The organism is Saprospiraceae bacterium (genome assembly GCA_016719615.1).
Classification (GTDB): Bacteria; Bacteroidota; Bacteroidia; order Chitinophagales; family Saprospiraceae; genus Vicinibacter.
In genome coordinates this window covers 684,536-700,179 of sequence record JADJYQ010000001.1, presented here as the reverse complement: position 1 = coordinate 700,179, position 15,644 = coordinate 684,536, and the positions used below count along the sequence as shown (strand labels likewise).

The window sequence follows — 15,644 nt, the reverse complement described above, 5'->3', positions numbered from 1 at the left end:
AGTTTTTATATTTTAGATTTGTGTCAAATCTCATAATTTATTCACAAATCAAATAATTATTATGCCAAACGAAAAAAAGCAAAACCCGAAATGGTCAGCCGATGAAATTAAACTTCATATTAAGAAGATAACAGAATTAGTTGAAAAGCAACGCGGCCTGTCAAAGAATCTAAATTTTACGGGTATTACCTCCTCTGAAATTGAGGACAAATTTAAAAGAATAAACTCACCATTAATTTGGTTCCAGAGTTGGAGCGGAAGCACCAGTCCTGGGGGAACTATTAATTACAACATTGGTATTTATAATCCGGATCCAGTAAATTCTGTCTGGTTATTTAACCATGTATGGGTAGGTTCTGGAAATGTTGACCCTAACATTGGCACTTTTCTATTAAATGTAGATACAAGATTTCCACGCCTTACCCAACCTGCATTCGCAGGCCTCAATCTTGCACCGGGGGCTTCAGCTACATTAAGTTATAGCCTTAAAATACCATCATCAATTGAGAAGACTAATTACCTAGGCAATAGTTGCTTAATGCGGTTTAATTGGCACGACATTGGCAACTATTTAGACAGAAGTGTTTTTGTGTTTGGGGTTGTTTAGCTTAGATTGAAGAAGAGTCCCTTTGTAATAAAATATTTATAATTTTAGATCTCCAATTTCAGAAGATACTCCCGAAATGCATAAATCAAAGGCATTCAATATTGTCTTCAAAGTTTATTTCAAGATCCAACATTTGCTGCAACTTTTTATCATTTGGCAGAATGGTATTACTTATACTTTATCCAGCAGAATAATTTAAATGAATCTATTAATGATAATTGGAGACAAGCGGCCATTTTATGTTTGCAAATTACAATTGAGATGGAGCGATCAATTGACAAATCCAATAAAGGCACGTATTTATTAGTAAAAGCAATGAAATTGCTAGATAGGGTAAAAAAATTGGACTAATGTTTACACTTTTTGTCAAGATTGACGTAATATCTCAATAGCTTGGACGGATTAAGGGTAAAATATATAAATATGTCATACACAAAAAACCCACACATGCCAAACGTACGCAGAGATGCTGCCTACATGGTAAGGAGAGGATTTAGTAAGGAAGAAGTTGGTCGAATATATGGAGTTGGTTCTAGTACGATATGTAAATGGTTCAAGAAAGCACAAGTATATGGATTTGGTGCAATACCGACTAGATCCTCAAGGCCACACCACCATCCGAAAGAATTAAAAGAAAAGATTGTAAAAAGAATTGTGGCTCTACGTATCAAAACAAAAAGAACGAGTGAAGTGGTGCATCAGCATTTACTAAATGAAGGAATCAAGGTTTCTCTGAACTCTGTACGAAGAACCATTGACCGTCATGGCTTAATGAAAAAGAGAAGTAAGTGGAAACGATATCATCCACCCGTAGACCGTCCATATCCCCTTAAATCGGGCGATTTGGTGCAAATTGATACCATTCATCGGATGATTGATCAAAAGAAACGATTGTATGTATTTGTGCTCATTGATGTATATTCAAGATGGGTATATGCAAAAGCGTATGAAAAAATGAACGGTAAACAAACCATTAAATTTGTAAATGAAGCTCAAAGAAAATCTGTATTTCATTTCAAGATGCTACAAAGTGATCACGGACCAGAATTCTCTCAATTGTTCACTTCGAGAATCCACAAAGACCATAGGTACACCAGAATCGGTAAACCCAATGACAACGCTCATATTGAAAGAGTAAACAGAACGATACAAGAAGAATGTTTAGACAAACTTCCTAACGATGTTTCAAAGATTAATTGCGAATTAAAAAAATACCTGCAATACTACAATTACGAAAGATTACACTTGAGTTTAAATTTAAAAACGCCAAGTCAATTTATTAACAATTCCGTCCAAGCTATTGGTTAGAATACGGATTGACATATAATCCATATTGTTTATACTTGAACTTAGATTGCACCTTGCTATTTATAGTTGTTTTTGCAACGTATGGCAAAAATGTTCATAAATATGAGCGGAATATAAATGGATTTATTTCTAGATAATATATCCATTAGAATTGATTTGTTGCATTCGAATCAAATGATAGTTTGCACTAATCAAATAGTCCAGCATTCTAAAGCCCTAAGTACTTGATGTTCGAGGGCTTTTTTAATTGTCAAAACTTCGCTTCGAAGAATTAAATTCTTTGAAATTTTCACTCAGGCAATTTAACTTATAATTCGATGAAGTTAGCTTTAAACCTCATTATCTAATAATATATTCATACACAATCTGCTTTAATTGGTATAAGAATTGTTCTTTCCAAAAAAATTATTTACAGTTAATACGTTGATGTCTTTGCATGAAATACTAAATTTTAAATTTGGGGAAATACTTTTCATTAATGCATTTAAATATACCTTACATTTACATAATTAAAATTCCATAAAATGGCATATCGAAAAAGGAAAGATAAAGACACATGGCATTTTTGTAGAAATTGTTCAAACTGGCCAACTAGTGATTATGTAGAGAAAACCACAAAACCTACGAGTGGAGAGTACTGCAATGAGTGTCTCGCTAAAAAGGCAAATGACAATTGTAGTAATTAATATCCAGTTTACTTTTCTAACATACACACAATTAAGGGCACTTTTATTTATTGAAATAAATATTTTCATTTATTTGGTCCCACTTTAATTAGAGTTCAAAAGCAAAAAGTCTAGATTGAAAAATTCAATTTTTAACATTAGAGACTCGGTTTTCAACATTTTCGCATTCTTAATTATGATTTTTCGCTTCCGGGTATACTAAGCCCATTACACCTTCCTTTTGAATTGCAGTATCCTAAATAAATTATAAGCGATGTTTATGGTTTGTTTCTTCTGCCTTACTGTTTTACTCAGGAATCATTCTCTTTTTTCGAATTAAATTACGCGATAGTACCAGCTGGCTGAATCTCCGTAGAGTCGGCTATTACTCATGATGGAAGAACAGTACAGCGTATTGCATTGATGTACTCAATATTTGGATCCCTCAAAGCTAATGATGTACACCCATATGAGTGCCTCAGGACAACGTCGGATCAGATACCGGAGATCATATCACCGGATTTGGTATGGTTCCTACCTAATGTCGGAATGTAAAATATCTTCATTGTTTCGTCATTTTCCCTAAATTTGCTTCGAATAATTTGATTTCTTTTTTTAGCCAAGTCATTTAGAGGGCTAAGACACAGCCTTCGGGTTTTGCATATTAAGTGATTATTTCTTAATCGTAAAATGACTATTGGAAAATATATTGCTGATTTAGACCTGAATATTTATAAAAATCAAACATTAAATTTCTACACAAAATTATATATTTGAAACTTAAATCTCCTTTATGTCCAATAGTTTAAATATAATACGAAACAACTTCGGTCTTATAATTGTAATTTTAACCATAATTTTAACTAATTTACTAACCAAATCAAATAATCTATTTACTTACGATGTATTTGGCTATTATTTGTACCTTCCAAAGTTTTTTACAGATTGGAATTTACATTTTACTAATCTAGAATGGGCATCTAAAATTAATGAAACTTATCAGAATTCTCCAACATTATATCAATTTAGTTATATCGATAATCAAAACTATGTAATCCGTTATTCCATCGGAATGTCAGTGCTTTACCTGCCATTTTTTTTAATAGCGCATATTATATCTTTGATTTTCAGTTATGCACCAGATGGATTTACTGCACCATATCAATGGTCAATTTTTATCGAAAGCATGCTCGTTACTATACTAGGATTCATACTTTTGCAAAAACTTCTAAAAAATTACTTTTCAAACATTATAACACAAATTACATTAATTTGTATATATTTTGGGACAAATATGACAGTACATTTTGGAATGTATGGCTTAAATCTAATGCAACACAATTATCTTTTTTTTCTTTATGCTACCTTGATGTTTTTATCAGAAAAATATAAAAATAGTATTAATCAGAAATATTGGTATTATTCAATAGGATGTTGCGGGCTAATGGCATTGATCAGGCCAGTAGAGATTATTGCCTTATTAATTCCTCTATTTTGGACTCCACAAAATCCTGTATTCAAATTTTTTAGAGCATCAACTATTTCTAATATTAAAGCACCCATTTACTCTTTATTAATATTAGTCATAATTGGATCGATACAATTTCTATACTGGAAAATAGAAACAGGGCATTGGCTAATTAATAGTTATGACAACGCTGGTGAAGGATTAGATTTTTATACACCACATATTTTCAATTACCTATTTAGTTTTAGAAAAGGCTGGTTAATTTATACTCCTTTGGTCATTTTAGCTATAATTGGTTTCGTTTATTTATATCGAATAAATTTAAGATTATTTTACACTTTAATTAGTATTTTTATCGCATCCATATATATAACTTCAAGTTGGTCCGTATGGTGGTATTCTGGAAGTTTTAGTTCCCGGGCAGCACTTCCTTCGTATAGTTATTTATGCTTGCCTTTTGCGGCTTTAGTGTATAGGTCATTTTTAAATAACAAATTTTCAATATTGAAATTGATTATGGCTATAATTTTATTTTGTGTAGTTTCATTGAATATATTTCAATCATGGCAATATCATAAAGGAATAATTCATCCGGATAGAATGACAAAAGCAGCATATTTAAAAAATTTTCTATCAACAAAAAAAGATCCATCTACTGATGATTTATTATTAATTGCCCGAAATGAAAAAGGTATCGAAAATTTGAATACGAATAAAACTTTGAACAGAAAAATAATTGGTTTTGAAGATATGGAATATGGTATTGATTCTTCGTTCGTTAAGGAACCAGTTTATGATGGGAATTATTCGCAGAAAATTGCCGGTAATGGATTTAGTAAGAACATTTGGACTCCATTTAACGCAACAACACCACATTATTATTCTTATTTAAGGGTTTCATGCTTTGTGCTTATACCTGCTACCAATGATAGTATCGTAAATGCTAATTTATGCGCCCAAATGGAACATCGAGGGAAAGTCTATTTTTGGAGATCTCTAAACTTTGAAACTTTAAAGTTGCCAAGAAACATTTGGCAATATATTGAATTTATATATTTAACCCCAGAAGTGCGATCGAAAGATGATATTTTCAAAGCATTTTTATGGAATCGCGAAAGTAATGAAATATTTATTGATAACATTAAAGTTGAAGCCTTTTATTAAGTTAAATAATTTTGACAAATTTTTTCACTTTTGTCCGACTGTATGTCGTCAAAGTAATTTGAACTTATCACTAATTAGTGTTTCTATTTAATTCAAAGCTAATTCTTTTTGTTTATAAATATTAATTTTAATGGGAAATAATTTTTCATATTCAATTTTTCTATCCCTAAAACATTGTAGTTTAATTCTTTCTCTTTCTTTTAAAATGAGGTCGCCACGGCCAAAATAAACATCGGCAGGAGTTAAATTTTCTAGTGATTCATGGTATCTTTCATTGTTATAAGTTTGCACAAATTTTTCTAAAGCTCTTTCCAATTCCTCAGGGCAATAATAATTATCAAGTTTTACGACGTTTTTCATTGTCCTATGATATCGTTCAATCTTGCCTTGCGTTTGAGGATGGAATGGCCTTCCATGTATCTGGTCTATATCATAGAATTTTTTCAAATAATTTTTTAAATCAGAAGCTATATAGCAAGAGCCATTGTCAGACAATAATTTAGGTCGTTGTTTAGTGACAATTTTAGCTTTGATGATTGCTCTATCAACGGTCCTTTTTACATCCTCCACTTTCATGCCTTTGCAGAGTTCCCAGTGGACAATATATCTGCTGTAATCATCTAAAACAGTACTTAAGTAATACCAACCCCAGCCTAAGATTTTAAAGTAGGTAAAGTCTGTTTGCCACATCTGATTTACGAATGCAGTCTTTTTACTAAATTCATCTGCTGCTGTTATAAAAATATGTGCAGGAGCCGTAATCAATCCTCTTTCTTTTAGAATTCTATAGACGCTTGATTCTGATATAAATATTTGTTGTTCATCCGTAAGTTTATAAGCAAGTTCCCTGGATGATAAATGAGGAAACTCCAATGCAAGTATGACAACAATATTCTTTTGCTCTTGTGGAATACTGTTCCATTGCCTTCTGTTAGTACGTTTACTGGGAGCCAATCCATCCACACCATGATCAGAATAAGCTTTATACCAGTTATAAAAAGTACTTTTATTAAGTCCAATCTCTCGAAGTGTTTTGTTAACCCCAATTTGGGAACCAACTACGATATTGATTAACTCTTGTTTTTCCGAAGCTGTAAATCTCATATACTTATTGAATTTTACGGTTATTCCAGCACGGACAAGCTTTTTTTTACAATATCATATCGAAGTACCAAATCAGCAACCATCTCTTTTAAACGCTGATTTTCCTTTCTAAGCTCTAATACTTCATCACTTGTGGCTTCCCTGGTTGTATCACCGGATAATCGCTTCTTTCCTGCTTCCAAGAACTCTTTATTCCATTTGTAAAATTGCGGTTCATGTATTGAATACTTTCGACATAACTCTGCTACTGATATCTCAGCTCTCAATGCTTCCATAACAATTCCTATCTTTTGTTCGGAACTAAATATCCTTCTAGTTCGTCTGCGAATCTCCTTAATGAAGTTTTCTGTGGTTTGTTTCTTCTTTGTTTCCATAATTTGTAAATTTAATTGATCTTGGAAACACTAACTAGTTTTTAGTTATATTTGGTCCACTTTATGCTGACGATTTACAATAAAGAAAGGACTTAAAATCCTGTGGCCAGTGATGGCCGTGCGGGTTCAAGTCCCGCCCCGGGTACTAGGTTCGGAGATTTCCGAACCTTTTTAATTACCTCAGGTAGAACATAGGTAGAACAAACTGCCCTGTTTTTGTTCTCTCCTTTCTCTTCATTAAGATTTCGTATTTTTGATTCATGGAAGTTATTTGCCTGGAAGATGAAGCATTTTACAAACTCTTTGAAATGGTGGTGTCCCGAATTAAAGAAAAGGAAGGCAAAAAAGAGGACAAATGGATTTCTCCTGAAGAGGCTATGGCAAAGCTTCGAATTAAGAGCAAAACCACTCTACAGAAGCTCCGAGATGAGGGTGAAATCCGGTTCTCACATCCAGAAAAAAGGATCATCCTGTATGATACCGATTCAATAAATGAATATTTAGAAAAACATTCAAGCGATAATTTATGAAGGAACTGAGCGAAAAACAATTTATTACTGGATTCAATACCGGCTATCTTCTTGCGGAATATGAGCCTCAAATTTTGGCAACACTATTGAAGGGCATTCAGCCCATTGTTAATTAATACATATCAGGAATGTCTTTAGGTCAAAAGGAATATGAATTAGGGCAAACGAATGATCATTTGAATGAATTATCGCAAATAAGGCAGAAGAGTAGGGATGAAAAGGAGAAAGAGAGGGAATAAATATCATGATTTTACTTCAAAATTTATGTTGAATTTTGAAAATGGATAAAAGCAAATAGTAAAACAATTTGCAAAAGATTTCTCACTGCTATTTTATACTAGAGAATTGGATTGGATGATTTTAAATTGACAATATTACTATTCAAATTTCATCAGGTTTAAACTAATCAAAATTACAATCAATGTTACTCCAACATCCGCAGCAATTGCTAATACCAAATTGCTGAAGCCAACTAATGCCAGAATAATAAAAATTGCTTTTACCAGGATGGCAGCAATCGTATTAAATTTTATGGTATTGACTGTTGCTTTGCTCAATCGAATGAGAAATGGGATGAGTGAAAGCTTATCGTTCATCAATGCGATGTTTGCAGTTTCAATAGCAGTATCACTTCCGGCAGCACCCATTGCGATACCCACAGATGAGAGTGCCAATGCCGGTGCATCGTTTACACCATCTCCTACCATGGCTACATTTTTATATTGAGACGTAATTTCTTTGACGCGCGTTACCTTATCTTCCGGTAACAATCCGCCGTAAAACTTTTTAATACTTACAATCTGTGCAACATATTTTGCTGAGGCTTCTAAATCTCCTGTTAGCATGATGGGCTCAATGTTCATTTCGATTATTTTTTTGAGTGCGTCGATACTATCTGGTTTTATTTCATCCATTAAACCAATAATACCCGCTACTCCTTTTCCGAAGCTAACTACGACACTTGTTTTTCCTTGCTCAGAAAGTTGTTTGACTATTTCTATGGCTTCATCGCTTACTGGTTGGTGTTCACTAATAAAATTGAGTTTACCAACAAATATGGTTTCATCTTCACATACCAAACATTTTGCCATGGCGCCTTTACCAATGATACTTTCAAATTTTTCAGTTTTATGAATTTCAAACCCTTCTTTCCGGGCTGCATCAACAATAGCTTGTGCCAAAGGATGTTCGCTAAAAATTTCTGCACCGGCACTACAGGCCAAAAGTTCTTCCCGACTGGTTCCTTGTAAGGGAAAGACATCTGAAACAACCGGATTGCCATATGTGATTGTTCTTGTTTTGTCCAGGCAGATCGCCTTGATATGAGCCAATGCTTCAAGATATTTTCCTCCTTTCACAAGTGCGCCTTTTGATGAGGCGTTACCCAACGCGGCATAGATTGCTACTGGTGTCGATATCACCAATGCACAAGGGCAAGCGATGACCAACAATGTAATGGCTTGTTCCAGACAATGATTTAAATCCTGATTCAAAAGAAAAACTGGAATGATAAAAAGCAAGCTTGCTATAACAATAATAGATGGCGTGTAAATTTTTGCGAAACGCTGAATGAATTTTTGTGTAGGACTCTTGTTAGCGCTCGCTTCAAAAGTAAGTTGGATGATTTTAGAAAAAGTCGTATCGGCAGAAAGCTTAGTAGTTTTGATTTCTATAAAACCACTTTTGTTGAGCGTACCGGCAAATACAGTGTCGCCCTTGTATTTATCTTTTGGAATTGCTTCTCCTGTGATCGTAGCTTCATCTATAGCCGATTCTCCTAACTCGATAATTCCATCTAAAGGAATCATATCATGCGGTTTTACCTGAATGATCGTATTTATCTGAATTTTATCAATTGGGATTTCTGTTTGACTTTCTTTTACAAATGCAGCTTTAGGTGATTTAGAAATGAGTTCGTCCAAAGCGGACTTGCTGTTTGCAATTCCAATTTTTTCAAGTCGCTCACCCAATACATACAATACGATTACTACTGCAGCTTCGGGGTATTCACCCAAATAAAATGCACCAACAACGGCAATGAACATAAGCAAACTAATGCTGCTGAAATTGAGTTTCACAAGTGCTTTTAATCCATCCCAAATTACAGGATAACCGATTCCGATGATGAATGCTCCAAAGACGAATGGCGCATAAGGCATTGGTATGTGAATGCCAAGAAGAGATAACACTTCCAATGCAATCACGATAGCGATCGCAATCAGAAGGAAGATGAATTTATTGTCGTGTAATGGAAGTTTCATTGGCTTGAAGTTTTTTTCTTCATTTATTCAATTAGGCCCCGACAGAGGAGTCGAACCTCTGATCTTTTTTGCATCATTAAGAGCAAAAAATGTTTTACATTTAAACTATTGGGGTATATAAAGGATCATTTAATGATTATGACCATCTCCTTCCTTATGATTATGACCATCTCCTTCTTTATGTTCGTGAACCTCCTTCAAATCGGAATTGCACACAGGACATTTACCAGGTTTCTCATAGGTTTTTCCTTTCTCGCAATCATTGGCACATTGATAAACGTGATGATGTGCCTCACCTTCTTTGTGTTCGTGCTTAGATTGCTTGTTTTCTTTTTTTGTTTCGGCGTTTCCGCAAGATGTAAATCCAAATGCTATAGCAGTGAATAACATCATAATAAAAAATACTTTTGTTTTCATTTTTTAACTATTTAGTTATTAATAATTTTTAATTGAATTAATGAGCATGCCCTTCACCTTTATTCGTCATTTTTGCTAAAATAAAAAAAGCACCATTGGTGACAATTTTTGAATTAGGCGGAATTTCTCTTAACAAAGTGATTTCGCTGTAGCCCACATCGGAGGTGCCTTTACGAACGGGAATTTTTTCAAACGTCGTTCCTTCCTCTCTTTGTGCACCTTCTTCCTTATGTGTACCTTTTTCTTTATGATCTCTTTCTTCCTTTTCGCTATGCTGATGTCCATGCTCGTCATGTTCATGTGTTTCTCCGGGTTCTTTATGTTCGTGATGTTCTTCTTCAGCATGTGCATCTGAGACAATGAAGATGTAATCCTGCCCCTCATGATTGATAATGGCAGTTGTTGGGACCGCGTCTACATTAGCATTTTCCAGACTTACCAAGGCAGTAATGGACATACCATCAATGAGCCCTTTTTTGTTGCCTTGTACTTTTGCGTGTACTGCTATCGCTTTGTTGGCTTGTTCAAACGTATTGCTTATACTAAAAACCACGGCGTCATATTCCTTACCCGGGTTATTGGTAAGAGTAAAATGGATAGTCTGCCCTACTTTTAATTTTGCCAAATCCTTTTCATAAACATATAAATCCAGATGCAATTGACTATTGTCCACTATTTCGGCAATCGAGTTATTTGCTTCAACAAAACTGCCGATGTTTACCATTACATTGCTAATGGCACCATTAATCGGACTTGTTATACTTACAACTGTCTGTATGTTTTCGCTAGTGAGTGCGGCGGTGCTAATACCGATTGACTCAAGCTGCTTCTTCAAACTTGCCTTACGTGCTCTTAATGTTTTTAGTTCGGCCTCACTTGATTGTAGGTTTTTTAATGCTCCTGCGTTTCCTTCCTGCAATTCTTTCTGACGATTATATTCGTGTTGCGCTAAATCTGCTTTTGCCAACACAGAAATATATTCTTGCTGCATTGCAATAAAAGCGTTATTTGTGATCCTGGCGATAGTTTGTCCTTTTTTTACAGGATTACCTGTCTGAATCAAAATAGATTTGATAACACCACCCATCATGGCTGTGGCTGTAGCTTTGTTTTGATTTGGCACCTTTAATATGCCATTGGCTTTTACTGAAGCAGTGAGTTGCTTTTTCTCAATACTACCCAATTCGATTTTTATGGATTTCATTTGTTCGGCGGTGAGCATAGTCGTATTGGTGTTTTCATGCTCATCATGGTGTCCTTCTTCTCCATGCGCAGTTTCTTCGCCGTGATTATGTGGATCAACCTTCTTACGATCGCCACATGAAGAAAGTAACAAGCTCATTGTTGCAATAGATATGATTAAAATAAACTTATTCATCTTGAACTATTTTATTTGTTGATTATGAAATTAATATTAATTACCGATTGATTCAGTTGGTTTACGGATTGCAGAGCATTGAGATGAACATCGATTGCGGTTTGCAATGCCTGGGTATATTCGATGTAACCTATGTCGCCACTTCTAAATCCTATCCTTGCTGTATTGATGATGATGTCTACATTGGGGATTGCAATTGATTTATAATAATTGTATTGGGAGTAATTTTGATTGTACTGCTGAAAGGCGTTTTCCAATTGCAATTGCAATACCACCGCTCCGCTCTCGGCTTCTTTTAGTAAAGATTGCTGTTTGTAATTGAGTGATTTAATTTTTGCAGAGTTGCTGAAAAATGTAAGGGGAATGTTGATGCCAATATTTATTCCCTGAAAGCGTTTGCTTCGGTCAAAAAACACATCTTCCCCATCTACCATTTGTGTTCCAATTAAAGATTGATTGAAATAACCAACTGTAAAATCGGGTAATACTGCTGATTTTTCTACTCTTTTGTTTTGTTCTGCAATGATTGCTTGCTGATACATTAATTTAATGGAAGGATTATTATTAATCAGCGAAGTATCTAAGTTGTTGCTTATGGTTAATGGCTCAAATGTTTCATTCTCGCTGATTTCAAAATTTTCATCCGTATTCATCAGTACTTTTAGAGAATTGTATGCCATTGCATATTCGGTTTCGTTTTGTTTGAGCAGAAGTGAAAGCTGTCCCCGTTTGGTTTCGGCCGTTGTCTTTTCTAATAAATTGGTTTCACCTGACCTATATCGCAGTGCAGCAGCTTTCACAAAATCGTTCAGCAAGCTGTCTAAAGATTGCAATTGCTTTTTGGCTGATTGCAAATACAACAACTGATAGAAATTAGATTGTACCTGTGCTTTTATCAGGTTAATGGTAGCTTGCTGCCGCAGTTCACTTCCTAGTAATTCCGCTTTATACAAGCGGGATTTAGCAGTAAAGTAAGTGGGAAATGGAATGGTTTGTGAAATCTCAAATGCATTATCCTTTTGTATGCTATTGAACTGTCCGTACTGAAAGTTGATTTCTGTCTTTGGTAGTTCAAACACCGATTTCCGTAATGCGCTGGAAGATTGTACGCTTAGTTGTTGCGATTGCAATTCCAGGTTATTTTTTAACGCCGTAGATATAGCATTCTCACCCGTAAGGGTTTTTGGCAATGCTTGTGAATGGATATCACTGAAAGAGAATATCGCAATCAATAAAATAATTTTAGTCATAACTCCTTATAAATTTTACTTTTTTTAGAAAACAAAATATATAGCAATGGCAATACAAAAAGGGTAAGAAATGTTGCTGTGATAAGTCCGCCAATTACAATGGTGGCCAATGGTTTTTGAACCTCAGCGCCGGCACCATGCGAAAGCGCCATCGGCAAAAATCCAAGTGAGGCTACCGTAGCAGTCATTAACACAGGCCGCAATCGGATTTTAGTGCCTTCCTTTATTCTTTGCAGAATGTCAGTAACTCCTTCTTTCTCCAATTGATTAAATGTGCCGACTAATACAATTCCATTCAAGACAGCCACTCCAAACAATGCAATAAATCCTACCCCTGCAGAAATGCTAAAAGGCATGTCACGAATCAATAATGCAAAAACACCGCCGATAGCAGCCATTGGTATAGCTGTAAAAATGAGCGTTGCTTGTGAAATAGATGTGAATGTAAAATAGAGTAGCATAAAGATAAGTGCAAGAGCAACCGGTACAGCAACCATCAATCGTGCTGATGCTGCTTGTAAATTTTCGAATGTTCCTCCATAGGTATAATAATATCCTTCCGGTAATTTTACTTTTTCATCCAATTGTTTTTGAATGTCAGTGACCACACTAGCCACATCTCTACCTTTGACGTTAAAACCCACTACAATTCTACGCTTTCCATCTTCACGACTTATTTGTGCCGGACCCAATTCCATTTTTATTTCTGCAACCTGGGATAATGGAATTTGAGTTCCGTTAGCGGTGGGTATATACAAATGACTTACGTCTTCTATATTGTTTCTGTGAGTACTGTCCAAGCGGACCACCAAATCGAATTTTCGTTCATTTTCAAATACAACGCCCGCTTCACCACCTGCAAAAGCGGTGCTGACAATATGATTAATGTCCTCAATATTTAAACCATTGTTTGCAATTTGCGCACGATTATAGTTGATAACAATTTGTGGCAGACCTGCCACTCGTTCAACACTGGGTTCTGTGGCGCCTTCCACATTATTGACAACCGCATTTACTTTGTTGGCATACTTTAAAAGGGTGTCCATATTTTCACCAAAAATCTTTACGGCTACATCTTGTCTTATGCCTGTCATTAGCTCATTAAAACGCATTTGTATAGGTTGACTTTTTCAAAGAATACTCCGGGAATGTTTTCTAATTTTCATAAATTTCATCCGCCAGCTCATCATAAGAAATATCCCGTTTCCATTCACTTTGAGGTTTGAGTATAATCATCATATCACTGGCTTCAGGTGGCATTGGGTCTGTAGGCACTTCAGCACTTCCTGTTTTACCTACCACCATTTTGACCTCATCAAATTCTTTGATTAGCCGGGAAGCCTGCATCGATGTTTCTATACTTTGCGATAATGATGTGCCTTGTGATAAGATGCAATGAAATGCAAAATCGCCTTCTGCCAATGTTGGAATAAATTCGCCACCCATTCTTGAAAAAATAACAGAAGTAATAATAAATATTGCAACAGTTAATCCAACCACATAAAGTTTAGCTTTGATAGCCATTTGCAAAAGTGGTGCATAAATACGCTGAAAAAATTCCATCATTCTGTCGCTGAAAGTTCGTTTGTGTGAAACATTTTTTGATAAAAACTGTGCACACATCATTGGTATATATGTAATTGATAAAATCAAAGCACCAAAAATTGCAAAACCAACCGTCTGTCCCATTGGTCTGAACATTTTACCTTCAATACCTATGAGAGTAAGTATTGGTATATATACTATCAGGATAATGATCTCACCGAATGCAGCACTGTTTCTGATCTTTGAGGCCGATTTGAAAACTTCCGCATCCATTTCAGCCTGACTAAGTCTATCAATTCTTTTACGCAAACCCAGATGATGCATCGTGGCCTCTACAATTATTACGGCACCATCTACAATCAAACCAAAATCAATTGCACCCAAACTCATCAAATTTGCGCTCACGCCAAATACATTCATCATTCCCAATGCAAACAACATGGATAAAGGAATGGCTGATGCTACAATCAGTCCTGCACGAAGGTTTCCCAGGAATAAGACCAAAATGAAAATTACAATCAATGCTCCTTCAATCAGGTTTCTTTCAACAGTTGAAATTGCACGATTTACTAAGTCGGTTCTGTCTAAATAGGGTTCTATGACTATATCAACCGGTAGTGATTTTTGAATGGTTTGCATTTTCTCTTTCACACGGTTTACGACTTCAGCGCTATTTGCACCTTTCAGCATCATCACTACACCACCAACTGCATCAACTTCACCATTAAAAGTAAGTGCTCCGTAACGAACTGCAGATCCGAAACGAACATCGGCCACATCTTTAATTAAAATGGGAATCCCGTTGGGGCTATTCTTAACTGCAATATTTTTGATATCATCAAAAGAACCAATCAATCCTACTCCGCGAATAAAATAAGCATTCGGCTTTTTGTCAATGTATGCTCCGCCGGTGTTTTCGTTGTTCTTTTCTAAAGCCGTAAAAATTTCGGGAATGCTTATCCCCATTGCAATCATACGGTCCGGATTGACAGCTACTTCGTATTGTTTAAGTTGTCCTCCAAAACTGTTTACTTCTGCAATGCCAGATGTACCATACAATTGACGCGCAACAATCCAATCCTGCATCGTGCGCAGATCCATTGCTGTGTATTTATTTTCACTACCCTTTTTCGGGTGAATGATATATTGGTATACCTCCCCAAGCCCGTACTAACAGGCGCTAATTCAGGAGTACCAATTCCCTCAGGAATCTTTTCTTCTGCTTCTTTTAGTTTTTCATTAATGAGTTGCCGTGCGAAATAGATGTCCACTTTGTCATCAAATACAGCAGTAATTACTGAAAGCCCAAAACGAGAGATACTACGCAGCTCCACCAAATCCGGTAAGTTGGCTACGCTTTGTTCGATAGGGTATGTCACTAATTGTTCCACTTCCTGTCCGGCAAGAGTTGGACATAGTGTTATTATTTGAACCTGGTTGTTGGTGATATCAGGAAGGGCATCAATGGGTAATTTACCCGCACTCCAAACGCCCCAAATAATGAGCGCAAATGTCATCAAGCCAATGATGAATTTATTATTAATGCTAAAAGCAATTATTTTATCTAACATTT

The 15,644-nt window shown here is 35.4% G+C and carries 8 protein-coding genes and 1 pseudogene; 4 read left to right on the top strand and 5 right to left on the bottom strand.

Annotated elements, in window-relative coordinates; genetic code table 11:
• Positions 1-61 precede the first annotated feature (61 nt).
• From IPM92_02885 to IPM92_02875, 3 genes are all read left to right on the top strand, one after another.
• Positions 62-607 carry a hypothetical protein gene (locus IPM92_02885; GenBank protein MBK9107338.1) on the top strand — a complete coding sequence of 182 codons (546 nt, stop codon included), beginning with the start codon at positions 62-64 and terminating at the stop codon, positions 605-607.
• A 423-nt stretch (positions 608-1,030) separates the two neighbouring features.
• On the top strand, positions 1,031-1,915 hold the full coding sequence (locus tag IPM92_02880) for a DDE-type integrase/transposase/recombinase (protein MBK9107337.1): 885 nt from the start codon (positions 1,031-1,033) through the stop codon (positions 1,913-1,915).
• A gap of 1,458 nt (positions 1,916-3,373) precedes the next feature.
• Positions 3,374-5,212, top strand: coding sequence for a hypothetical protein (locus IPM92_02875; protein ID MBK9107336.1), 1,839 nt, complete (start codon positions 3,374-3,376; stop codon positions 5,210-5,212).
• A gap of 87 nt (positions 5,213-5,299) precedes the next feature.
• Here IPM92_02875 and IPM92_02870 read toward each other — a convergent pair.
• Positions 5,300-6,690, bottom strand: a protein-coding gene (locus tag IPM92_02870; protein ID MBK9107335.1) for an IS3 family transposase whose coding sequence is annotated in 2 segments (ribosomal slippage) — positions 5,300-6,366 and positions 6,366-6,690 — 1,392 coding nt in all. Because the reading frame shifts where the segments join, the coding sequence is not laid out codon by codon here.
• A 260-nt stretch (positions 6,691-6,950) separates the two neighbouring features.
• Between IPM92_02870 and IPM92_02865 the strand changes: the two genes are divergently transcribed.
• The gene (locus IPM92_02865) at positions 6,951-7,220 is read left to right on the top strand and encodes a helix-turn-helix domain-containing protein (protein MBK9107334.1); all 270 of its coding nucleotides are present in this window, start codon (positions 6,951-6,953) and stop codon (positions 7,218-7,220) included.
• Between the two features lie 377 nt (positions 7,221-7,597).
• Here IPM92_02865 and IPM92_02860 read toward each other — a convergent pair whose 3' ends face one another.
• From IPM92_02860 to IPM92_02845, 4 genes and pseudogenes are all read right to left on the bottom strand, one after another.
• On the bottom strand, positions 7,598-9,481 hold the full coding sequence (locus tag IPM92_02860) for a cation-translocating P-type ATPase (GenBank protein ID MBK9107333.1): 1,884 nt from the start codon (positions 9,479-9,481) through the stop codon (positions 7,598-7,600).
• Between the two features lie 129 nt (positions 9,482-9,610).
• Complete coding sequence (locus tag IPM92_02855; GenBank protein ID MBK9107332.1) at positions 9,611-9,898, bottom strand: hypothetical protein; 288 nt, start codon at positions 9,896-9,898, stop codon at positions 9,611-9,613.
• 37 nt (positions 9,899-9,935) lie between these two features.
• Entirely contained in the window at positions 9,936-11,276 is a 1,341-nt protein-coding gene (locus IPM92_02850) for an efflux RND transporter periplasmic adaptor subunit (GenBank protein MBK9107331.1), read from the bottom strand.
• A gap of 11 nt (positions 11,277-11,287) precedes the next feature.
• Positions 11,288-15,642 (bottom strand): annotated as a pseudogene (locus IPM92_02845) (CusA/CzcA family heavy metal efflux RND transporter).
• Between the last annotated feature and the right edge of the window lie 2 nt (positions 15,643-15,644).